Source organism: Sulfitobacter sp. G5_S2_6_S6 (genome assembly GCF_054968505.1).
This window is the reverse complement of the sequence record NZ_JBQKUI010000003.1, coordinates 343761-363197: the sequence shown is the minus strand read 5'-3', so window position 1 is coordinate 363197 and position 19437 is coordinate 343761. Positions and strand designations below refer to the sequence as shown.

Genomic DNA, 19437 nt, shown 5'->3' with positions numbered 1-19437 from the left:
ACCCGCGCACCGATGGATTGGTGCGCGGGTGTCTGGTCAGCCGGTTGTCAGCGCCCCCTGAACAGGGGCCACCGACTTATTTTTTCGCGTCCAGCGCGTCTTCGAGCGTGCGCAGGCCGGTCTTGGGCGATTGCACCAGTACCGACATGTTGCCCGGCTTATGCTCGTTCGCCATCATCTTCATATGCGCGTCGGGCAGATCGGCCCAAGTGAACACTTCGGACATGCACGGATCAAGACGGCGCTCTACCATCAGTTTGTTGGCGGCGGACGCCTGCTTGAGGTGGGCAAAGTGGCTGCCCTGCAAACGCTTCTGGTGCATCCACATATAGCGCACGTCGAACGTCAGGTTGAAACCCGAAGTCCCCGCGCAGATCACGACCATGCCGCCCTTTTTGCAGACGAAGGTGGAAACAGGGAACGTCGCCTCGCCGGGGTGCTCAAACACCATGTCGACGTTCACGCCCTTGCCTGTAATCTCCCAAATCGCGGCACCGAACTTGCGCGCCTCTTTGAACCAAGCCGCATATTCGGGCGTGTTCACTGTGGGCATCTGGCCCCAGCAGTTGAAGTCCTTCCGGTTCAGAACGCCCTTGGCGCCCAGATCCATGACAAAGTCACGCTTGGATTCATCCGAGATCACACCAATCGCATTCGCGCCAGCGGTGTTGATCAGCTGGATCGCATAGGACCCCAGACCGCCCGAGGCGCCCCAGACCAGCACGTTCTGGCCCGGTTTCAGGTCATGAGGCTCGTGGCCGAACAGCATCCGGTAGGCCGTGGCCAGCGTCAGCGTGTAGCAAGCGGCCTCTTCCCATGTCAGGTGCTTGGGGCGTGGCATCAGCTGCTGCGCCTGCACATTGGTGAACTGGGCGAAGGATCCGTCGGGGGTCTCGTAGCCCCAGATACGCTGGCTGGGGGAATACATCGGATCGCCGCCGTTGCACTCTTCGTCGTCGCCGTCATCCTGGTTGCAATGGATCACGACTTCGTCGCCGACCTTCCAGCGTTTTACCTTGTCGCCGACCGCCCAGACGATGCCCGACGCGTCAGAGCCCGCAATGTGGAAGGGCTGCTTGTGGCCGTCGAAGGGGCTGATGGGTTTGCCCAAGGCAGCCCAGACACCGTTATAGTTCACACCCGCCGCCATCACGAGGACAAGCACCTCGTGACTGTCGAGCGTCGGCACGTCCACGACCTCTTCGAGCATCGCGGTATTGGGGTTCCCGTGGCGTTCCTTGCGGATGGTCCATGCGTACATCTGCTTTGGAACGTAGCCCATCGGCGGGATTTCCCCGATCTCGTAAAGGTCTTTTTCCGGTGCGTCGTATTGCGCGATATTCGTGTCCAAGGCCATGTCGGTCTCCACAGTCAGAATAGGTTTGTGCCGCAGTGCAGAATCGCGGCGTCTACTGGTGGAATATGATCCTTCGCGCAACAATGCAACACCATTTGACCTGTAATTGTAATTTTATGACTTTGCAGTCGCAGCAATTTCGGCAGCAGTTTTGCTTGTGTGACCTATCTGTCAAAGAAATGGGCGATAGAGTTGGCGTAGAACCGCAAGGCGGGGCGTTGCCCGTCGGCGGGGGCATAGCCACGATCGGACGCCGTGATCATCCCGCGCTGCACCAGATGATCGCGTGCTCTGGCGACATTGGCGGCGAAGTCCTGCGCCACAACCGTAGCCTCGTCAGAGGCCCGCGCGGCCATGCCTTGCATTTCCTGTTCCAGCGCGACGCCATCCAGCGGCTTTTCCGCCAGCAACAGCACCCGCGCCAGCAAGGGCACGAACAACAGTGGCATCTCGTGTTCGATCCGCCCCATCAGATCCTGCGCCAGCCCGTCCACATTCGGCGCGTCGCCATAGTCGCGCAAATGTACCGGCGTGCCGAACACGACCACCGCCTCGCCGAAGCGCAGGAATTTGCCGCGCAGACGCAGCCAGATCTTGCGAACAATGAATTTCAAAATTACCGAGATTTGCGCATCGAAGCGGCGCGTGCCTGCCGCGTCCGCAGCAATCAACACGCGGTCTTCCAGTACGCGGTCATAGTTGATCGCCACCGGTACAAAGACGACATCGCGGTCTTTCAACTCGGCCTCAAGCACATAGCCAAGCAGCCCCATCTTGGGCGGCATCAACTTGCCGTTCAGGCTCAGCCCGCCCTCGGGGAAGATCGCCTGGGTCACCCCGCCTTCGGTCGCCATCTGCACATAGCGGGCCAAGACCTTGCGATACAGCGCGCCGCGCGACTTGCGTCGGATGAAATACGCCCCCATCGACCGGATCAACCGGCTGAGCGGCCAGACACGCGCCCATTCCCCCACAGCATAGCTGAGCGCCGACGCCTCCCCCGCGAGGTAGGTCACCAGCACGTAGTCCATGTTGCTGCGGTGGTTCATCACAAAGATGACCGTGGCCTCTGACGGGATACCTTCGATCACCGCGTCGTTTTGCGATCCGGTGCGCACATCATACAGCGCATTCGCCAGAAACCGCGCCAGCCGGATGCCAAAGCTGAAATAGGCAAAGGCGCTAAAACTCGGGACGATCTCGCGGGCATAGCGGCGCGCCTGTTCGGAGGCGACGTTCTCGGGGATACCTTCGGCGCGCGCGTGATCCACAATCGCCTGACTGATCTGCGGGTCATAGATCAACCGCTGGATCATATCGTGCCGCCGCGCCAGCTTGAACGGTTCAATCGGGCGGGTCAGCCGCGTGTTCAGCTGCGCGACAGCTTTCTCCAGCCGTCTGCGAAAGAACCACCGGACCGAGGGCAACAGGAAATGGCTAAGCGCGGTCACAGCCGCGAACAGCAGGATCACCGCGAAAAGCCAGACGGGAAGTTCAATCGTTTGCGTCATCGCCCAACCCTTGCAGGACCCGCGCTGTCTGGGCAACATAAAACAGTCAACCACACATAGGGCACCCCTAGGCACGGCACACGCGACCGTAACGCAGCGGCTTTCGCCCATGCCGCAATGCAGCGAATTGACAGAGCCTGATTATTTCACGTATCAATCGACCAGCGCAAGAATATTACCCATTCGATTCACGAAAGGCCGCCCCATGTCGCAACCGCAAAAAGACCGCCCCTGGCTGATCCGCACCTACGCCGGACACTCCACCGCCGAGGCATCCAATGCGCTGTACCGCGCGAACCTTTTGAAAGGGCAAACCGGCCTGTCGGTCGCCTTCGACCTGCCCACCCAGACCGGATATGACAGCGATCACATCCTGTCGCGCGGCGAAGTCGGCAAAGTGGGCGTGCCCGTGGCGCATCTGGGCGATATGCGCAGCCTGTTCAAGGATATCCCGCTTGAGCAGATGAACACCTCGATGACGATCAACGCCACCGCGCCGTGGCTGCTGGCGCTGTATATTGCTGTGGCCGAGGAACAGGGCGCGGATGTGTCCAAGCTGCAAGGCACCGTGCAGAACGACCTGATCAAGGAATACCTGTCGCGTGGCACCTATATCTGCCCGCCTGCCCCGTCTCTCAAGATGATCGCGGATGTGGCCGAGTATTGCTATACCAACGTGCCCAAGTGGAACCCGATGAACGTCTGTTCCTACCACCTGCAAGAGGCCGGTGCCACGCCCGAGCAAGAGCTGGCCTTTGCCCTTGCCACCGCCACCGCCGTACTGGACGCCTTGCGCCCCCGCGTCCCCGAAGAGGACTTCCCCATGCTGGTGGGGCGGATCTCTTTCTTTGTGAACGCGGGCATCCGCTTTGTCACCGAGATGTGCAAGATGCGCGCCTTTGGCGACCTTTGGGACGAAATCTGCCGCGACCGCTATGGCGTTGAAGACCCGAAATATCGCCGCTTCCGCTATGGGGTGCAGGTGAACTCGCTCGGGCTGACCGAACAGCAGCCCGAAAATAACGTCTACCGCATCCTGATCGAGATGCTGGCGGTGACCCTGTCAAAGAACGCCCGCGCCCGCGCCGTGCAGCTGCCCGCGTGGAACGAAGCGCTTGGCCTGCCGCGCCCGTGGGACCAGCAATGGTCGATGCGGATGCAGCAGATCATGGCCTACGAGACCGACCTGCTGGAGTTTGACGACCTGTTCGATGGCAACCCCGCCGTGGACCGCAAGGTCGAAGCGCTGAAAGAGGGCGCACGGGCCGAGCTGGCGAACCTTGACGATATGGGCGGCGCGATTTCGGCGATTGACTATATGAAGTCGCGTCTGGTCGAAAGCAACGCGGACCGTCTGGGTCGGATCGAGGCCGGCGAGACCATCGTCGTGGGCGTGAATAAATGGCAACAGGGCGAACCCTCGCCGCTGATGACGGGCGATGGCGGCATCATGGTCGTGGACCCCGCGGTCGAGGCCGACCAGATCAACCGTCTGAACGCATGGCGCGACAGCCGTGATCAGGCCGCCGTGGACAAGGCGCTGGCCGATCTGCGCGCCGCCGCTGCCGAAGGGCGCAATGTAATGGAGCCCTCTATCGCCGCCGCCAAGGCGGGGGTTACCACCGGCGAATGGGCCGAACAGATGCGCAGCGTGCACGGTGAATACCGTGGGCCAACAGGCGTTGCTTCTGGCCGGTCAAACAAGACCGAGGGGCTGGACGACCTGCGCGACGCCGTGGACGCCGTCAGCAGCCGCCTGGGCCGCCGGCTGAGTTTCCTTGTCGGGAAACCGGGGCTCGACGGCCATTCGAACGGCGCGGAACAGATCGCCGTCCGCGCCCGCGATTGCGGCATGGAAATTGCCTATGAGGGTATTCGCCTGACGCCGTCGGAAATTGTTTCCGCCGCCGCTGTAGGGGAACATCACGTTGTCGGGCTTTCGATTCTTTCGGGATCACATATTCCATTGGTCGAGGATTTAATGAAACAAATGCGCGCCGCCGGATTGGATCACATTCCCGTAATCGTGGGTGGTATTATTCCAGAAGAAGACGCCAAAAGATTGCGCGCTATGGGAGTCGCCCGCGTTTACACGCCGAAAGACTTTGAATTGAATACAATTATGGCAGACATCGTCACACTCGCCGATCCCGAAACTGTGGCCGCCGAATAAAAAGCGGCCAATTCAAAAACTCTTTGTTTGTTCATTCTTTTGGCGTAAAGCATTAATTGGCTTTTCGACAAAGGAATGAGCGAGAATGAGTATTGATCTAAGCACAATGTCCCACAAACAGCTGGAACAGCATTTGGAAGACGTGAAGATGGCGATTAAAAACGCATATGAACGCGACCGCGTAGAAGCCCGCAAAGCCGCTGAAAAAGCAGCCGCCGAATACGGGTTCTCGCTGGATGAAGTATCCGGCGGTGCGAAAAAGGGCAAAGCCGCGAAAGCTGCCGCGAAATACGCCAACCCAGAAGACCCCAGCCAGACATGGACCGGCAAGGGCCGCCAGCCCAACTGGTTCCGCGACCTGATCGCCAGCGGCACCGATCCGGAAACGTTGGAACTGTAAATCGGCCTGACCTGCGCACCGCGTGCGATTATTGCGTCCCCTCGGCGCATCCTCTTGGCTTTGGAAATATAAAGAGCATCCCATGACAATTCATATTGGCGCAAAACCCGGCGATATTGCCGAAACAGTCCTTATGCCCGGCGACCCGTATCGCGCGAAATGGGCTGCTGAAACATTCCTTAAAGATGCAAAACTTGTAAATGAAGTGCGCGGCATGCTGGGTTTCACCGGCACATGGAATGGCAACCGCGTCACTATTCAAGGCTCTGGCATGGGGATGCCCTCGCTGTCGATTTATGCCAATGAATTGATTTCCGAATACAACGCGCAAACCCTTATTCGGATTGGATCTTGTGGCGGGATGCAGCCGCAGGTTGGTATTCGCGATGTCATTATTGCCATGACCGCCACGACAATTACCTCGCCTTCTTCCGGTATCTTCCGCGAGATGAATTACGCCCCCTGCGCCGATTGGTCCCTGCTGCGTGCTGCCGTGGACGCGGCAGAGGCGAAAGGCACGAAAACCCATGTCGGCGGGATCTATTCTTCGGATGTCTTTTATGCCGAACGCCCCGATCTGGACGAGCAGATGACCCGCCACGGTATTCTGGGCGTCGAGATGGAAGCGGCAGAGCTTTATACCCTCGCCGCGCGTCACAAACGCCGTGCGCTGGCGGTGCTGACGGTCAGCGACCACCTGCAAACCGGCGAAGCGCTGCCCGCGGAAGAGCGCGAGAAATCCTTTGGCGATATGGTAGAAATCGCGCTACAGGCGGCTTTCCCCAACAGCTGATGCGCGATGATCCCCCGTCGGACGCTCCGCGGGGGATTTATATCCATTTGGAAGCACGGCCGGGCGCTATCCCGATCCCTTAGCCCCCGTGGCTGCGGTCGTAGCCGTTGGGAGGCGGGCTTTGCCACCCCTCAAGCGCGCCTTTGGCGGGGGCGAACACCTCTACCAGCAGCGGATAGCAGGCGGCAACGTCCGAGGAGTGTTTGGCGGAGCAATCCCCCCCCGGACAGGCGCTGAGCGCGCCAAGCAGGTCGATCTCGGCGAAAAACTCAAGGTAGTCGCCGGGGCGCACGGGGCTAGCCTTCATGAAATACTGGCCGGTGTCGCGGGTAAAGCCGGTGCACATAAAGACGTTCAGCACGTCATGCACGAAAGGCTCTGCCTCGGCGTAGGACATGCCCTGATGATCCGCCAAGGCCCGGATCAGGTTGGAGTGGCAGCAATGGTGGTATTGCCCGCCCGACAACAGTTGGTTGGTATAGGGATCACAGCGCGTGCCGATCACATCATGCACCGAGCCGCCGAAGGCATCCATGCCGTACCAGTCGAGCGTATCATGGGTCAGCGTCGCCATAGGGCGCAGCGTGGGAAAACTGCTCCACATGCGCTGTCCAGTGGTGATATGCGTGCCATGCAGCGCGCGGGTTTTGCCGGAGTAGAACCGCTCGGACAGATCATTTTGCGACCAGAGGTTCAGGTCACCGACCTGTGGCCCCTCGACCGAGGTGATCCGAAAGAAATGCCCCGCAGGCACGGTAAAGCAGCTTGCCTCCCGGGGGGCGACGGTGACCTCGTCCACTTTGGTCAGCGTTTCGCGCGCGCGCCCGTAAAGTGCCATGTCAGGCACGGGCAGCGTCTCGACGGGATAGCAGATCACGGGCGCAACAGCGCGGCGGGCGTCGGCATCATGGGGCGGTGTCATAGCGGAAACTCCTGACGGTTGGGTCCGATCCTGAGGCCATCGCGCACGGCGTCAGAGAGGCCGGCCGCCGACATTGGCCTTACAGTCGCGGGGGGCCGATTGGGTGGCGGTATAGGCCTCTGCTCCGCAGGCGACACAGTGGTAGAACTGCAGGCTGCCTTTGTCGCGGGTACTGTCCTTGCGCCAGCGGCATCCACGCACCCCCTTATCACGGTAGGCAAAATAGGCGACGATCGCAAAAGCGATGGCAAAGGCAATCAGGATCATAGGGAGCACATGTCACGCCCCCCGCGCCAATGGGCAGCGGGAGGCGCAGGTTGCGATGGGATCAAACGGTGCGTTCGACCATCATCTTCTTGATATTGGCGATGGCTGCGGCAGGGTTCAGGCCCTTGGGGCAGGTCTTGGCGCAGTTCATGATGGTGTGACAGCGGTACAGTTTGAACGGGTCTTCCAGATCGTCCAGACGTTCGCCTGTGGCTTCATCGCGGCTGTCGATGATCCAGCGGTAGGCATGCAGCAGCGCGGCTGGCCCGAGGTAGCGGTCGCCGTTCCACCAGTAGCTGGGGCAGGATGTCGAGCAGCAGGCGCACATGATGCACTCATAAAGCCCGTCAAGCTTGGCACGGTCGTCGATCGACTGTTTCCATTCTTTCGCGGGCTCTGCCGTCTTGGTTTCAAGCCACGGCTGGATGGAGGCGTGCTGCGCGTAGAAATGCGTGAGGTCGGGGATCAGATCCTTGACCACGGGCATATGTGGCAACGGATAGATCTTCACCGCGCCTTTCACCTCGTCCACGCCATAGGTACAGGCCAGCGTGTTGATCCCGTCGATGTTCATCGCGCAGGATCCGCAGATGCCTTCGCGGCAGGACCGGCGGAAGGTCAGGGTCGGGTCGATCTCGTTCTTGATCTTGATCAGCGCGTCCAGAATCATCGGGCCGCAGGTGTCCATATCGACGAAATACGTGTCGATGGCCGGGTTCTTTCCGTCATCCGGATTCCAGCGATAGATCTGGAACTGCCGCAGGTTCTTGGCACCTTCGGGTTTGGGCCATGTTTTACCGGTCGTCATCCGGGAGTTCTTGGGGAGCGTGAGTTGAACCATATCGCTTCTCCTGGTCTGTCGGGCAGTTGCCCAGTTCGTTACAATTCTGGCGCTTACGTCTTTCGGATGTAAAGCGCATTTCCCTCGGCGCGCAGGGTTTGACGGTACCCGGCGGCCAGTATCTCTGCACAAAGGTCGCCGTCCCACTGATCCGCATGGCGGACCTCTATCAAGATCGCATCCGGCAGCCAGCCGCCGGATTTGCCCTGCGCGAGGATGGGGTTCAGCACGACCTCCTCGGCCCCTTCGACATCGATCTTGAGGATCGTGCCGTCATGGTGCCGTGCGGCGTGTGTAAAGGCGGACAGGGGCCGTGTGGGCACCAGCACGCCGCCGTTCTGTTGCTTGCCCTCGATCGGGAGCAGCGATGCCTGACCGTAATTGTGCCCGCGGAAGTTCAGCATCGCCTCCCCCTCGCGGTCGGACAGCGCGCAGCCTTCGATACGGACACGATCGGTCAGATTGTTCAGCGCGATGTTCATGCCAAGCCGGCCAATCATCAGCGGGTTGGGTTCGAATGCCACCACGCGCGACCCGTCGCCTGCGGCCATCGCCAGCGGGATCGAATAGGCCCCGCAGTTGGCACCGATGTCAAAGACCAGCATGTTGCGGTCTTCCACCAGTTCGACCAAAGCCACCAGCGATTTGATCTCGGGCGGGTATTCGTTCAGCCAAAGGCAGGTTTCGGTGTAGTTATCGCGCGGGTCCACCACCATGCGGATGTCAGCGAACTCCACCTGTGTGGGGCCAAGCTGCGCCTTGATGCGGGTGCGTTCGCTGGTGTCCCCGTCACGGAATTGCGCGCGCAGATCGGCCATATGGCCTGCATCCTTGCCCTGCGTATCCGGCGTGACGTTCGGGTGACCCATTAGCCCAGCAACCCCGGGACGCTGCCAGCGGAACGCGACAGGCATTGCACGGTTTCGGGGCGTGACAGTACGGCGCGCACGGTGGCGACGGTGGTGTCATCCACGCCGATCACGGCGGATTTGGCGAAGACGCGCACCTGAGCCGCATCGGCATTGTCGACGATACAATCGGTGAAGGGCGTGATCAGCTGCTTGGGCACCTGCGGAAAGCGCGTGGCAAGGGTTTCGGTGATGACCCCCTTGGTGCCTTCGCGGGCGATGCTGTCGACCTGCTGCGTTGCTTGCGCACAAGCGGACGCGGCCAAAATCATGGTCATAGCGATAAACTGTTTCATGTCGCCTGCCCTCCGCCTGCAGGACGAGGGCATGGCCCCCGGTTTGGTCCCCTGCCCCCAAAAGCGGAGGCAGGGTTTCAGATCAATAGACCCGTGCTTTGGGTGCGATCTTTTTCATGTCGATCCCGCCTTCGGATTCCTCGGTCAGCGGATCAAGGTGCACACCACGGTAGCTGAGCGTTGCCGCGTTCCCGTCGAAATACGCGAGGCTGTGCTTGCGCCAGTTCTCGTCATCGCGATCAGGGTAATCTTCGTGGGCATGCGCCCCGCGGCTTTCCTTGCGGGCAGCAGCGGCGGTGATTGTGGCCACAGCGTTCGGCATCAGGTTGGTCAGCTCAAGCGTTTCCATCAGGTCAGAGTTCCAGACCAGCGATGTGTCGGTCACGTGCAGGTCAGCGATCTTGCCGGCGACCTCGTCCATCTTGACCTTGCCTTCGTTCAGCGTCTTGTCGGTACGGAAAACCGCAGCATCGGCCTGCATGGTTTTCTGCATCTCAAGCCGCAGCTCGGCGGTCGGGATCTGGCCCTTGGCATAGCGCAGGCTGTCGAAGCGTTCAAAGGCGGCATCGACCGATTTCTGGTTCGGCGTCGGCACGGGGGCCTCTGCGTCGACGACCTCTTTCGCGCGGATCGCGGCGGCACGGCCAAAGACCACAAGATCGATCAGAGAGTTCGAACCCAAGCGGTTCGCCCCGTGTACCGAGGCACAGCCCGCTTCGCCCACGGCCATCAGGCCCGGGGCCACGCGGTCCGGCGCGTCTTCGGTCGGTGCCAGCACTTCGCCCCAATAGTTGGTGGGGATGCCGCCCATGTTGTAGTGTACGGTCGGCAGAACCGGGATCGGTTCCTTGGTCAGGTCTACACCGGCAAAGATGCGCGCGGATTCAGAGATACCGGGCAGACGCAGGTCCAACGTTTCCTTGGGCAGGTGGTTCAGGTGCAGGTGGATGTGGTCCTTGTTCTCGCCCACACCGCGGCCTTCACGGATTTCCATCGTCATACAGCGCGAAACAACGTCACGGCTGGCAAGGTCTTTGTAGGTGGGGGCATACCGCTCCATAAAGCGTTCGCCTTCGGAGTTGGTCAGATACCCGCCTTCGCCACGCGCGCCTTCGGTGATCAGACAGCCCGCGCCATAGATTCCGGTGGGGTGGAATTGCACGAATTCCATATCCTGCAAAGGCAGGCCCGCACGCGCCGCCATACCGCCGCCGTCGCCGGTGCAGGTATGCGCCGATGTCGCCGAGAAATAGGCACGGCCATAGCCACCTGTCGCCAGAACAACCATCTTGGCGCTGAACAGGTGCATGGTGCCGTCGTCCAGCTTCCAGCACAGCACACCCTGACACACACCATCATCCGACATGATCAGATCAATGGCGAAATACTCGATGTAGAATTCCGCGTTATGCTTCAGCGACTGACCGTAAAGCGTGTGCAGGATAGCGTGGCCGGTCCGGTCGGCTGCGGCACAGGTCCGCTGCACGGGGGGGCCTTCGCCGAATTCGGTAGTGTGGCCGCCGAAGGGACGCTGGTAGATCTTGCCCGCTTCGGTCCGCGAGAAAGGCACACCGTAGTGTTCAAGCTCGTACACCGCTTTTGGGGCTTCGCGTGCGAGGTATTCCATCGCATCGGTGTCACCCAGCCAGTCAGAGCCCTTGACCGTGTCATACATATGCCACTGCCAGTTATCGGGGCCCATGTTGGACAGCGACGCCGCGATACCGCCCTGCGCCGCAACCGTGTGCGAACGGGTCGGGAAAACTTTGGTCACGCAGGCTGTTTTCAGCCCTTGCTCTGCCATGCCAAGTGTCGCACGCAGGCCAGCGCCGCCAGCCCCCACGACAACGACATCATATTCATGCGTTTCATATTCATATGCAGCCATGTCTCGGTCTCCGGTATAGCGTAGGCGTGTGTTAAAGCGCGATGCGGGCGATGGCGAAAACGCCAACCGCGGCCGCACCATAGCTGAGGCAGGTCATCAGGATGATCGCAACTTTCTGCGACAGCCCGTGGACGTAATCCTCGATCAGCACTTGGACACCGTCGTTAAAATGTTTGAAGCCAACGATCAGCGTCAGGGCGGCGACGATCGCGGGGAAAGGCCTGCTGTAGTAGGCGATGATCTCTTCGTAGGTGCCCCCAAGGGCGGACCCGAAGGTAAAGACGAAAAGCGGGATCAGGATCAGCAGCGCAACAGAGCTGACTTTCATCGCCCAGAAATGTGCGGTGCCCGATTTGGCCGAGCCCATGCCCATAGCGCGTTTGCGGTCTGTCAAATAAGCCATGTGTCTATCCCTCAGATGATCAGCGCGGTGATGATGGTCAATACGACTGAACCGATCAGCGCGGCCCAGCCCAGCTTTTCAGCCGTCGGGATATCCAGCGCATAGCCGTTGTCCCAGATCAGGTGCCGGATACCAGCCAGCGTGTGATACCACAGCCCCAGCAGCGACAGGAACATGACGAGATCACCGAACCAGCTGGTGATGAAACCGTTCGCGATATCGAAATACTCCGCCGACGTTGCCGCCGCGAGGAACCACCAGACGATCAGCAGCGCGGCAACCAGCATCGCGTTGCCGGTGATCCGCGTCAGGATCGACGTCATGGAGGTCAGTTGCGGGCGATAGATCGTCAGGTGGGGTGACAGCGGGCGATTGCCCCGGTTCACATCTGCCATGATGGATTCCTTTTCTCGTCAGGTTGCGGTCATAGATAACGGTATTTTTGGGACTGTCACGTCCAGAGGCGTGAATTTGAAGCGGTTTATTGGCGCAGTTGCCCAAACCCTTCGGTTAGCGCCGGACATTTCCGCAATTTGTGATCACTAATTTTCCAGCTGTGATCACAAGCACTAAAGCCAACCAAATTCATCGGGCTTTTCGGCAGCCGTTTGGGCGAAAACTCAGCCCCTAGCGTCCGTTTGCGCGCCGCATGATGCGTATGTCTTCAACTTGCGATGCGGCAGATTTGGCTACCTGCGAAGACTGATCTGAGCGGGGGGAGCAAGCGGCTTTGGCTTCATCCCGCGGGATCGTCCAATAGCAAAGTGCAGGCGCAGCGGGCGGGGTTTACCGTGATCTCGACCACGTCCGCCCGCTGCACCTTAGGGTATTACTTCAGCGATTCATCGATACCTTTGCACGCATCGACCAAGCCTTTAACGGCGCTCACAGAGTTGTCGAACATGGACTGTTCGTCCTTGTTCATCGCAATCTCGACCACACGTTCGACGCCACCAGCACCGATCACGGTGGGCACGCCGACATAGAAGCCGTCCAGACCATAGGCACCGTCAACATAGGCGGCGCATGGCAGAACGCGTTTTTGGTCTTTCAGATAGGCTTCGGCCATTTCGATTGCCGATGTCGCAGGCGCGTAGAACGCCGAACCGGTTTTCAGCAGGCCAACGATTTCGGCACCGCCATCACGGGTCCGTTGAACGATCGCGTCCAGCTTATCCTGTGTGGTCCAGCCCATTTTCACCAGATCAGGCAATGGGATACCCGCAACGGTGGAATAGCGCGTCAGCGGCACCATTGTATCGCCGTGGCCGCCCAGAACGAAGGCAGTGACGTCTTTCATGGAGACGTTGAATTCAGTCGCGAGGAAGTGACGGAAGCGTGCCGAATCAAGCACACCGGCCATGCCGCACACCTTGTGGTGGGGCAGGCCGGAGAATTCGCGCAGCGCCCAAACCATCGCGTCCAGCGGGTTGGTGATGCAGATAACGAATGCGTCTGGCGCGTGGGCAGCAATGCCTTCGCCAACGGATTTCATAACCTTCAGGTTAATTCCCAGCAGGTCATCACGGCTCATACCGGGCTTACGCGCAACACCGGCAGTCACGATGCAAACGTCTGCGCCAGCGATTTCAGAGTAGTCGTTCGCGCCGGTCATGGTCGCGTCGAATTTGGCGGATGGGCCCGATTCTGCGATATCGAGGGCCTTACCCTGCGGGATACCTTCGGCGATGTCGAACAGGACAACGTCGCCCAGTTCTTTGATTGCTGCGAGATGGGCAAGCGTGCCCCCGATTTGCCCTGCGCCGATAAGCGCGATCTTGGGTCTGGCCATGTGGTATACTCCGACAGGGTTACATTTCGCTTCGGGATACCGAAATGAAGCGCACCGTGCAAGTTGCGCTTGGTCCGGCATCACGTCACATCGCGCAGAGCCATAAAAAACGGGACCGTTCCTTTCGAAACGATCCCGTCTTGGTCAGCTTTTCAGCAAGCTATTGCCGAATTTGACTGAGCGTGAAGCTTAGCCTTGGTATTCGGGCTGTGCTTCAAGCGCTTCTTCGCTGCTGTCGATGTAGATGCGGAAGTCGTCGCCTTCAGCGTTCTTCATGATTTGCAGCTCGTCCCAAGTCACGGCAACAGGCTTTTCGCCAATGCCCAGGAAACCGCCGACGTTGATCACAACTTGGCCAACTTCGCCGTTGTCACCCATAACGAGGGCACCGATTTCACCGACGGTCTCGTCGTTGGCACCGTAAACATAGGACCCTTCAAGGTCTTCTGCTGTCAGCGCGGCAACTTCATCAGCTGTGGCGTTTGCATAGCCTTCACGCTCAACTGCTGGGGCTGTCAGCATGGGGCGTTCCATCTCTTGCTCAAGTTCGTTTGCCCCGTCGGCCATTTCGGTGGTCGCTTCATCAACGGCCTGCTCTGTTTCAGCGGCTGCTTCTTCGGCTTCCATTTCAGCTTCGTTTGCCAGTGCTTCGGCATCCGCTTCCATTTCGGTCTCTGTGTCGACCTCAGTTTCGGCGTTCATGTCGGTCGCTGCCATGTCTGTGTCAGCCTTCATGTCGGCGTCGGCGTCCATGTTCGCTTCGGTTTCCATGTCAGCTTCGGTTTCCATGTCAGCTTCGTCGTCCATACGTTCGAACGCTGGGGCTTTTTCAAGCATCTCTTTGCTTGTGTTCACCACGAGGAAACGGTCGTCGCTGTCACCTTCTTCGGTCACGATGCGAATCTCGTCCATGTTCACGCTTACGTCACGCTCACCCATGCCGAGGAAGCCGCCAATGCCGAGGATAACGGCCTTAACGTTGCCTTCCGAATCCAGCAGGACGTCATTGATCTCGCCGATGTCGTCCCATTCCTTTTCGCCGTCAGCGGCGATGGTGGAGTTTGCTTCAACTTCTGTCTCGGAATTGTAGATACGCATGCCGATCAGGTCGGACGCGAAGAAGTCAGTTTCTTGCGCTGTCACGGTACCAAAACCAGCTGCATGTGCATCTGCAAATGCGGGACCAGTCAAGCTCAGGATGATTGCGGTTGTGCCAAGAATACGTTTCATTGTTGATACTCCTTTAGAAGTTCCGGGTGATAATCACTCGGTTGTGATATCAACGATGATGTGGCGATTGCGTTCCGGCGATCCGCATCTTTTTTCGCCGCTTTTATAATCTATGACATATCAAACGGGGCCCGCCTCCTTAGTTTGTTGAGCCTGCGGCGGGTGCGAAATTTTCGCGGAAATCTTGTGGCATCCGTCACAACCTCCGGTTCGCGTCCCCGCCGCGACATCCTGCGTCAGCGCCACCACCGCCGCCGCGGCAGTTGCCAGCCCGATCAGGTTAAACAGTTTTACCATTCTACACCTCTTACACTTACACTTGCACAAAGACGCCTTTCCTTCTGGCAGCAAAACCTGAAGGCCGCGTTAAAGCCGCAAATTATCTGACGCTGCGCTGCGGCGCGTTTGCGCTTGAAGTTTTCGTCTAAAAATGCAGACCTGCACGCAACATTATTTCTTGGAGAGTCGCAAATGTCGAAAATCACCCGCCCCCTGCGTTCCGTTCTGTATATCCCCGGCTCCAAGGACCGCGCGTTAGACAAAGCCCGCGGGCTGCCAGCCGATGCGATTATCTTTGACCTCGAAGACGCCGTGATCCCGGAAGAAAAAACCGCTGCACGTGAAACACTCGCCACCGCGCTGAAGGATGGCGGCTATGGCAGCCGGTATAAGGTGATCCGCATCAACGGGCTGGACACCGAATGGGGTGCCGACGATGCCCGCGCCGCGGCGAAGATGGACTGCGACGCCATTTTGCTGCCCAAAGTCGGCAACCCCGCCGATCTGGACGCTTTGGCCGAAATCACGGGCGACATCCCGCTTTGGGCGATGATGGAAACGCCGGGTGCGATGCTGAATGCCGCCGCGATTGGCGCGCATCCCAAGCTGCAATGTATGGTGATGGGCACCAACGACCTGAACAAAGACCTGCAAACCCGCGTGCGCGCCGACCGCCTACCCCTCATGACCGGGCTTGGCCTCTGCGTACTGGCAGCCAAGGCCAACGGCATCGCGATTGTCGATGGCGTTTACAATGCGTTCAAGGACGACGAAGGCCACCGCGTTGAATGTGATCAGGGCCGCGACATGGGCTTTGACGGCAAGACCTTGATCCACCCCGCGCAGCTGGACGTCGCGAACGAGGCATTCTCCCCCTCCGAGGCCGAAGCCGACCTGGCCCGCCGCCAGATCGAGGCGTTTGACGAAATGCAGGCGACAGGTCAGGGTGTGGCCGTTGTGGACGGGCGCATCGTTGAAAACCTGCATGTCGCCACCGCACGCGAAACATTGGCAAAGCTGGACGCGATCGCGGCCCTGCAAACGGAGTAAACCTGATGATGGCACTTTTGATCCTTGGTCTGATCTTATGGGTCGGTGCCCATTATTTCCGTCGTTTCATGCCGGACCAGCGCGCAGCTATGGGCCGACAGGGCAAAGGCATCATCGCCGTCGCCATCGTGGCGGCGCTGGTCATGATCATCATCGGATACCGCGGGGACGCGTTTGTCCCCATCTGGACGCCCCCGCCCTTCCTGACGCATCTAAACAACCTGCTGATGGTGCTGGCATTCTGGGTCTACGGGTCCAGTGCGGCCAAAGGGGCCAAGGCCTGGCCCGCCTATAAAACCCGCCACCCGCAGCTGATGGCTGTCAAAATCTGGGCGGTCGCGCATTTGCTGGTGAACGGGGATCTCGCCTCTATCCTGCTGTTTGGCACTATGCTGGCATGGGCGGTCGGTTCCGTGATCCTGATCAACCGCGCCGAACCCAGCTGGACACCCCCTACCCCAGCGGGCAAGGCCACCTATATCCGCCTGGCGGTGATCACGCTGGTGATGCTGGTCGTTGTGACCGCGATCCATACCCTGCTTGGCGTCTCTCCCTTTTCCTGAGTTACTGAAAGAACCCCCATGAAACTCTATCGTTTCCTGTCCGAAGAGGACACTTCCGCCTTTTGCCACAAGGTCACCGACGCGCTGAACAAAGGGTGGGAGCTTTACGGCACGCCCACGCAGACATGGGATGCCAAGGCAAATGTCATGCGTTGCGGTCAGGCCGTGACCAAGGAAGTCGAAGGCACCTATACGCCCGACACCAAACTGGGGGCGCATTGATGGCACAGGCAAAGACCAATAAGGGCCGTTTCTTTGAAGACTATAAAGTAGGCGAGACGTTGCATCATGCTGTGCCCCGCACGGTCAAGGATGGCGAACGCGCGCTGTACCACGCACTTTATCCCGCACGTCATGCGCTTTATTCCTCTGACCAGTTTGCGCAAAGCTGCGGCCTGCCTGCCAGCCCGTTGGACGATATGATCACCTTTCACATCGTGTTCGGGAAAACCGTGCCGGATGTATCGCTGAACGCGGTCGCCAACCTTGGCTATGCACAGGGGCGCTGGCTGGCACCGGTCTGGCCAGGTGACACGCTGCGATCTGAATCCGAGGTGATCGGCCTCAAGCAGAACTCTAACGGGAAAACCGGGGTCGTCTATGTACGCACCACCGGCTTCAACCAGAACGACACCAAGGTGCTGGAGTATGTCCGCTGGGTGATGGTGCGCAAACGTGATGTCGATGCCTCCGCCCCCGAAACGGTCGTGCCCGATCTACCCAAGGCGCTGACGGTTGACGATCTGTCGATTCCCGAAACGCTCGACTTCAGCAATTACGACTTTACCCTCGCGGGCGAGGCGCATCGCTGGGGCGATTATACCGTGGGCGAGATGATCGACCACGTGGATGGCGTCACCGTCGAAGAGGCGGAGCATATGATGGCCACCCGCCTGTGGCAGAACACGGCGAAAGTGCACTTTGACACCTCCGCCCGCCCCGACGGGTCGCGGCTGATCTATGGCGGTCATGTGATCTCTATGGCGCGGGCGCTGTCGTTCAACGGGCTGGCCAATGCGCAGATGATCGTGGGGCTGAACGGCGGGGCGCATGCGAACCCCTGCCTGTCCGGCGACACAATCCGCGCCTGGACCGAGGTTTTGGACAAAGCCGATACCGACAAACCCGGCGTCGGCGCATTGCGCTTGCGCTTGGTCGCCACCAAAGGCGGAGAGCCGTTCAAGCTGAAGGGTGAAGACGGCAAATACCTGCCCGATGTCCTGCTCGACCTCGATTACTGGGCACTGATTCCCAAGTAAGACGCCCCCTTGACGACGGCCGACCGGTCGCAAAACAAACAACTATATGTCGCGTTCGGCCCTTAAAACGTGGGGTTTCCGAGCGCGACAGCCGCTGCGTCGGCAACATTCCGCAGATTTTCCACCGTTAGCGCTATTTTGTGATCACACGCGAAATTCGTGTGATCACAAATGTCGCTTTTATCTGGAAAACCCTGTATTTCTCCGAAAAACTGTTTACCGAGTATCAAGACTCAATCGTATACCGCGATTAGACTGGAACAAAGACGGGACCGTTTTTTATGAACATCCACGAATATCAGGCAAAAGCCCTTTTGCGTAGCTACGGCGCGCCAGTATCCGACGGCCGGGTCGTGCTGAAAGCTGAAGAAGCGAAAACAGCCGCAGGCGAGATGGACGGACCTCTTTGGGTCGTCAAGGCACAGATCCACGCAGGTGGCCGCGGCAAGGGGTCTTTCAAAGAAGCCGACGCTGGCGACAAAGGCGGTGTACGCCTGACCAAATCGGTTGAAGAAGCCGCCGAGGAAGCCAAGAAAATGCTGGGCCGCACCCTGGTCACGCATCAGACCGGGTCCGCGGGCAAACAGGTCAACCGGATCTACATCGAAGACGGTTCGGGCATCGAAACCGAATTGTACCTCGCGCTGCTGGTGGATCGCCAGACCTCGCGCATCGGGTTCGTCTGCTCCACCGAGGGCGGCATGGACATCGAAGAAGTGGCCGAGTCCACCCCCGAGAAAATCATCAGCTTCTCTGTTGACCCCGCCGCGGGCTTCCAGCCCTACCACGGCCGCCGCGTTGCTTTCGCCCTGGGGCTGGAAGGCAAGCAGGTCAAACAATGTGTGACCCTGATGGGCCAGCTGTTCAAAGCCTTCGTCGAAAAAGACATGGAAATGCTGGAAATCAACCCGCTGATCGTCACCGACGCCGGCGACCTGAAAGTGCTGGACGCCAAAGTCAGCTTTGACGGCAACGCAATGTACCGCCACGGCGATATTGCCGATCTGCGCGACACCACCGAAGAAGACCCCAAAGAGCTCGAGGCGTCCAAGTACGACCTGAACTACATCGCTCTGGACGGTGAAATCGGCTGCATGGTGAACGGTGCCGGTCTGGCGATGGCCACAATGGACATCATCAAGCTTTACGGTGCCGAGCCTGCGAACTTCCTTGATGTTGGTGGTGGTGCCACCAAAGAGAAAGTAACCGAAGCGTTCAAGATCATCACCTCCGACCCGCAGGTCAAAGGTATTCTGGTCAACATCTTCGGCGGCATCATGCGCTGTGACGTCATCGCCGAAGGCGTGGTCGCAGCCGTGAAGGAAGTCGGCCTGCAGGTTCCGCTGGTTGTCCGTCTGGAAGGCACAAACGTTGAAGAAGGCAAAGCCATCATCAACAACTCCGGCCTGGACGTGATCGCTGCGGACGACCTGAAAGATGGCGCGCAAAAGATCGTGAAAGCGGTCAAAGGCTAAAACTGGCTGGAAAGCTTGGATGATGCATCG

The 19437-nt window shown here is 59.4% G+C and carries 21 protein-coding genes; 8 read left to right on the top strand and 13 right to left on the bottom strand.

Translation table 11 applies throughout. The features are described 5' to 3' along the window. Nucleotides 1-76: 76 nt before the first annotated feature. Both ccrA and ACTRWK_RS08030 read right to left on the bottom strand, forming a co-directional pair. A complete protein-coding gene (gene ccrA, locus ACTRWK_RS08035) occupies nt 77-1357 on the bottom strand; it encodes a crotonyl-CoA carboxylase/reductase (protein WP_009826059.1) in 1281 nt (426 codons plus the stop codon). A 164-nt stretch (nt 1358-1521) separates the two neighbouring features. After that, the gene (locus ACTRWK_RS08030; protein ID WP_289081425.1) at nt 1522-2868 is read right to left on the bottom strand and encodes a 1-acyl-sn-glycerol-3-phosphate acyltransferase; all 1347 of its coding nucleotides are present in this window, start codon (nt 2866-2868) and stop codon (nt 1522-1524) included. A gap of 181 nt (nt 2869-3049) precedes the next feature. Between ACTRWK_RS08030 and ACTRWK_RS08025 the strand changes: the two genes are divergently transcribed. The 3 genes from ACTRWK_RS08025 (at nt 3050) to deoD (ending at nt 6234) form a co-directional block, all read left to right on the top strand. Then, nucleotides 3050-5041 carry a methylmalonyl-CoA mutase family protein gene (locus ACTRWK_RS08025; RefSeq protein ID WP_375071252.1) on the top strand — a complete coding sequence of 664 codons (1992 nt, stop codon included), beginning with the start codon at nt 3050-3052 and terminating at the stop codon, nt 5039-5041. Nucleotides 5042-5126: 85 nt separating this feature from the next. After that, nucleotides 5127-5441, top strand: a complete 315-nt coding sequence (locus tag ACTRWK_RS08020) for an H-NS histone family protein (RefSeq protein ID WP_005851537.1) — start codon at nt 5127-5129, stop codon at nt 5439-5441. 82 nt (nt 5442-5523) lie between these two features. Continuing rightward, entirely contained in the window at nt 5524-6234 is a 711-nt protein-coding gene (gene deoD, locus ACTRWK_RS08015; protein ID WP_005851536.1) for a purine-nucleoside phosphorylase, read from the top strand. Between the two features lie 79 nt (nt 6235-6313). On the opposite strand, the gene ACTRWK_RS08010 is transcribed toward deoD, so the two are convergent. From ACTRWK_RS08010 to ACTRWK_RS07960, 11 genes are all read right to left on the bottom strand, one after another. Next, nucleotides 6314-7156 carry an urea carboxylase-associated family protein gene (locus ACTRWK_RS08010; protein WP_037943269.1) on the bottom strand — a complete coding sequence of 281 codons (843 nt, stop codon included), beginning with the start codon at nt 7154-7156 and terminating at the stop codon, nt 6314-6316. A gap of 51 nt (nt 7157-7207) precedes the next feature. Next, complete coding sequence (locus ACTRWK_RS08005; protein ID WP_037943268.1) at nt 7208-7423, bottom strand: hypothetical protein; 216 nt, start codon at nt 7421-7423, stop codon at nt 7208-7210. Nucleotides 7424-7484: 61 nt separating this feature from the next. Further along, a complete protein-coding gene (locus tag ACTRWK_RS08000; protein ID WP_037943266.1) occupies nt 7485-8264 on the bottom strand; it encodes a succinate dehydrogenase iron-sulfur subunit in 780 nt (259 codons plus the stop codon). A 53-nt stretch (nt 8265-8317) separates the two neighbouring features. Beyond that, a complete protein-coding gene (locus ACTRWK_RS07995) occupies nt 8318-9133 on the bottom strand; it encodes an FkbM family methyltransferase (protein ID WP_037943264.1) in 816 nt (271 codons plus the stop codon). Continuing rightward, a complete protein-coding gene (locus ACTRWK_RS07990; RefSeq protein WP_005851528.1) occupies nt 9133-9468 on the bottom strand; it encodes a hypothetical protein in 336 nt (111 codons plus the stop codon). The genes ACTRWK_RS07995 and ACTRWK_RS07990 overlap by 1 nt, the downstream gene beginning before the upstream one ends. Before the next feature lie 82 nt (nt 9469-9550). Next, nucleotides 9551-11356, bottom strand: a complete 1806-nt coding sequence (sdhA, locus tag ACTRWK_RS07985; RefSeq protein WP_005851527.1) for a succinate dehydrogenase flavoprotein subunit — start codon at nt 11354-11356, stop codon at nt 9551-9553. Nucleotides 11357-11387: 31 nt separating this feature from the next. Beyond that, on the bottom strand, nt 11388-11759 hold the full coding sequence (gene sdhD, locus ACTRWK_RS07980) for a succinate dehydrogenase, hydrophobic membrane anchor protein (RefSeq protein WP_037964988.1): 372 nt from the start codon (nt 11757-11759) through the stop codon (nt 11388-11390). An 11-nt stretch (nt 11760-11770) separates the two neighbouring features. Continuing rightward, a complete protein-coding gene (gene sdhC / locus ACTRWK_RS07975; protein WP_005851524.1) occupies nt 11771-12154 on the bottom strand; it encodes a succinate dehydrogenase, cytochrome b556 subunit in 384 nt (127 codons plus the stop codon). A 434-nt stretch (nt 12155-12588) separates the two neighbouring features. After that, entirely contained in the window at nt 12589-13551 is a 963-nt protein-coding gene (gene mdh, locus ACTRWK_RS07970; protein WP_462843872.1) for a malate dehydrogenase, read from the bottom strand. Nucleotides 13552-13740: 189 nt separating this feature from the next. After that, nucleotides 13741-14781: a PRC-barrel domain-containing protein gene (locus tag ACTRWK_RS07965; protein WP_462843871.1), complete on the bottom strand. Its 1041-nt coding sequence runs from the start codon at nt 14779-14781 to the stop codon at nt 13741-13743. Nucleotides 14782-14901: 120 nt separating this feature from the next. Further along, nucleotides 14902-15078 carry a hypothetical protein gene (locus tag ACTRWK_RS07960; protein WP_162840118.1) on the bottom strand — a complete coding sequence of 59 codons (177 nt, stop codon included), beginning with the start codon at nt 15076-15078 and terminating at the stop codon, nt 14902-14904. A 174-nt stretch (nt 15079-15252) separates the two neighbouring features. Between ACTRWK_RS07960 and ACTRWK_RS07955 the strand changes: the two genes are divergently transcribed. The 5 genes from ACTRWK_RS07955 (at nt 15253) to sucC (ending at nt 19407) form a co-directional block, all read left to right on the top strand. Then, the gene (locus tag ACTRWK_RS07955) at nt 15253-16110 is read left to right on the top strand and encodes an HpcH/HpaI aldolase/citrate lyase family protein (protein WP_064216135.1); all 858 of its coding nucleotides are present in this window, start codon (nt 15253-15255) and stop codon (nt 16108-16110) included. Between the two features lie 5 nt (nt 16111-16115). Next, nucleotides 16116-16673, top strand: coding sequence for an NnrU family protein (locus tag ACTRWK_RS07950; protein ID WP_462843870.1), 558 nt, complete (start codon nt 16116-16118; stop codon nt 16671-16673). Between the two features lie 18 nt (nt 16674-16691). Then, a complete protein-coding gene (locus tag ACTRWK_RS07945) occupies nt 16692-16895 on the top strand; it encodes a DUF1737 domain-containing protein (RefSeq protein WP_009826044.1) in 204 nt (67 codons plus the stop codon). After that, on the top strand, nt 16895-17932 hold the full coding sequence (locus ACTRWK_RS07940; protein WP_289081430.1) for a MaoC family dehydratase: 1038 nt from the start codon (nt 16895-16897) through the stop codon (nt 17930-17932). Before ACTRWK_RS07945 ends, ACTRWK_RS07940 begins: the two co-directional genes overlap by 1 nt. A gap of 281 nt (nt 17933-18213) precedes the next feature. Continuing rightward, nucleotides 18214-19407, top strand: a complete 1194-nt coding sequence (sucC, locus tag ACTRWK_RS07935) for an ADP-forming succinate--CoA ligase subunit beta (protein ID WP_289081431.1) — start codon at nt 18214-18216, stop codon at nt 19405-19407. Nucleotides 19408-19437: the final 30 nt, after the last annotated feature.

Excerpts from the sequence above, each read along its gene's own strand:
- mdh (WP_462843872.1), bottom strand. The coding sequence starts at position 13,551 with ATGGCCAGACCCAAGATCGCGCTTATCGGCGCAGGGCAAATCGGGGGC.
- ACTRWK_RS08000 (WP_037943266.1), bottom strand. The coding sequence starts at position 8,264 with ATGGTTCAACTCACGCTCCCCAAGAACTCCCGGATGACGACCGGTAAA.
- ccrA (WP_009826059.1), bottom strand. The coding sequence starts at position 1,357 with ATGGCCTTGGACACGAATATCGCGCAATACGACGCACCGGAAAAAGAC.
- ACTRWK_RS08010 (WP_037943269.1), bottom strand. The coding sequence starts at position 7,156 with ATGACACCGCCCCATGATGCCGACGCCCGCCGCGCTGTTGCGCCCGTG.
- ACTRWK_RS08005 (WP_037943268.1), bottom strand. The coding sequence starts at position 7,423 with ATGATCCTGATTGCCTTTGCCATCGCTTTTGCGATCGTCGCCTATTTT.
- sdhD (WP_037964988.1), bottom strand. The coding sequence starts at position 11,759 with ATGGCTTATTTGACAGACCGCAAACGCGCTATGGGCATGGGCTCGGCC.
- ACTRWK_RS08020 (WP_005851537.1), top strand. The coding sequence starts at position 5,127 with ATGAGTATTGATCTAAGCACAATGTCCCACAAACAGCTGGAACAGCAT.
- ACTRWK_RS07945 (WP_009826044.1), top strand. The coding sequence starts at position 16,692 with ATGAAACTCTATCGTTTCCTGTCCGAAGAGGACACTTCCGCCTTTTGC.
- ACTRWK_RS07960 (WP_162840118.1), bottom strand. The coding sequence starts at position 15,078 with ATGGTAAAACTGTTTAACCTGATCGGGCTGGCAACTGCCGCGGCGGCG.
- sdhC (WP_005851524.1), bottom strand. The coding sequence starts at position 12,154 with ATGGCAGATGTGAACCGGGGCAATCGCCCGCTGTCACCCCACCTGACG.
- ACTRWK_RS07940 (WP_289081430.1), top strand. The coding sequence starts at position 16,895 with ATGGCACAGGCAAAGACCAATAAGGGCCGTTTCTTTGAAGACTATAAA.
- ACTRWK_RS07965 (WP_462843871.1), bottom strand. The coding sequence starts at position 14,781 with ATGAAACGTATTCTTGGCACAACCGCAATCATCCTGAGCTTGACTGGT.
- ACTRWK_RS07955 (WP_064216135.1), top strand. The coding sequence starts at position 15,253 with ATGTCGAAAATCACCCGCCCCCTGCGTTCCGTTCTGTATATCCCCGGC.
- ACTRWK_RS07990 (WP_005851528.1), bottom strand. The coding sequence starts at position 9,468 with ATGAAACAGTTTATCGCTATGACCATGATTTTGGCCGCGTCCGCTTGT.
- sdhA (WP_005851527.1), bottom strand. The coding sequence starts at position 11,356 with ATGGCTGCATATGAATATGAAACGCATGAATATGATGTCGTTGTCGTG.
- sucC (WP_289081431.1), top strand. The coding sequence starts at position 18,214 with ATGAACATCCACGAATATCAGGCAAAAGCCCTTTTGCGTAGCTACGGC.
- ACTRWK_RS07995 (WP_037943264.1), bottom strand. The coding sequence starts at position 9,133 with ATGGGTCACCCGAACGTCACGCCGGATACGCAGGGCAAGGATGCAGGC.
- ACTRWK_RS08030 (WP_289081425.1), bottom strand. The coding sequence starts at position 2,868 with ATGACGCAAACGATTGAACTTCCCGTCTGGCTTTTCGCGGTGATCCTG.
- ACTRWK_RS07950 (WP_462843870.1), top strand. The coding sequence starts at position 16,116 with ATGATGGCACTTTTGATCCTTGGTCTGATCTTATGGGTCGGTGCCCAT.
- deoD (WP_005851536.1), top strand. The coding sequence starts at position 5,524 with ATGACAATTCATATTGGCGCAAAACCCGGCGATATTGCCGAAACAGTC.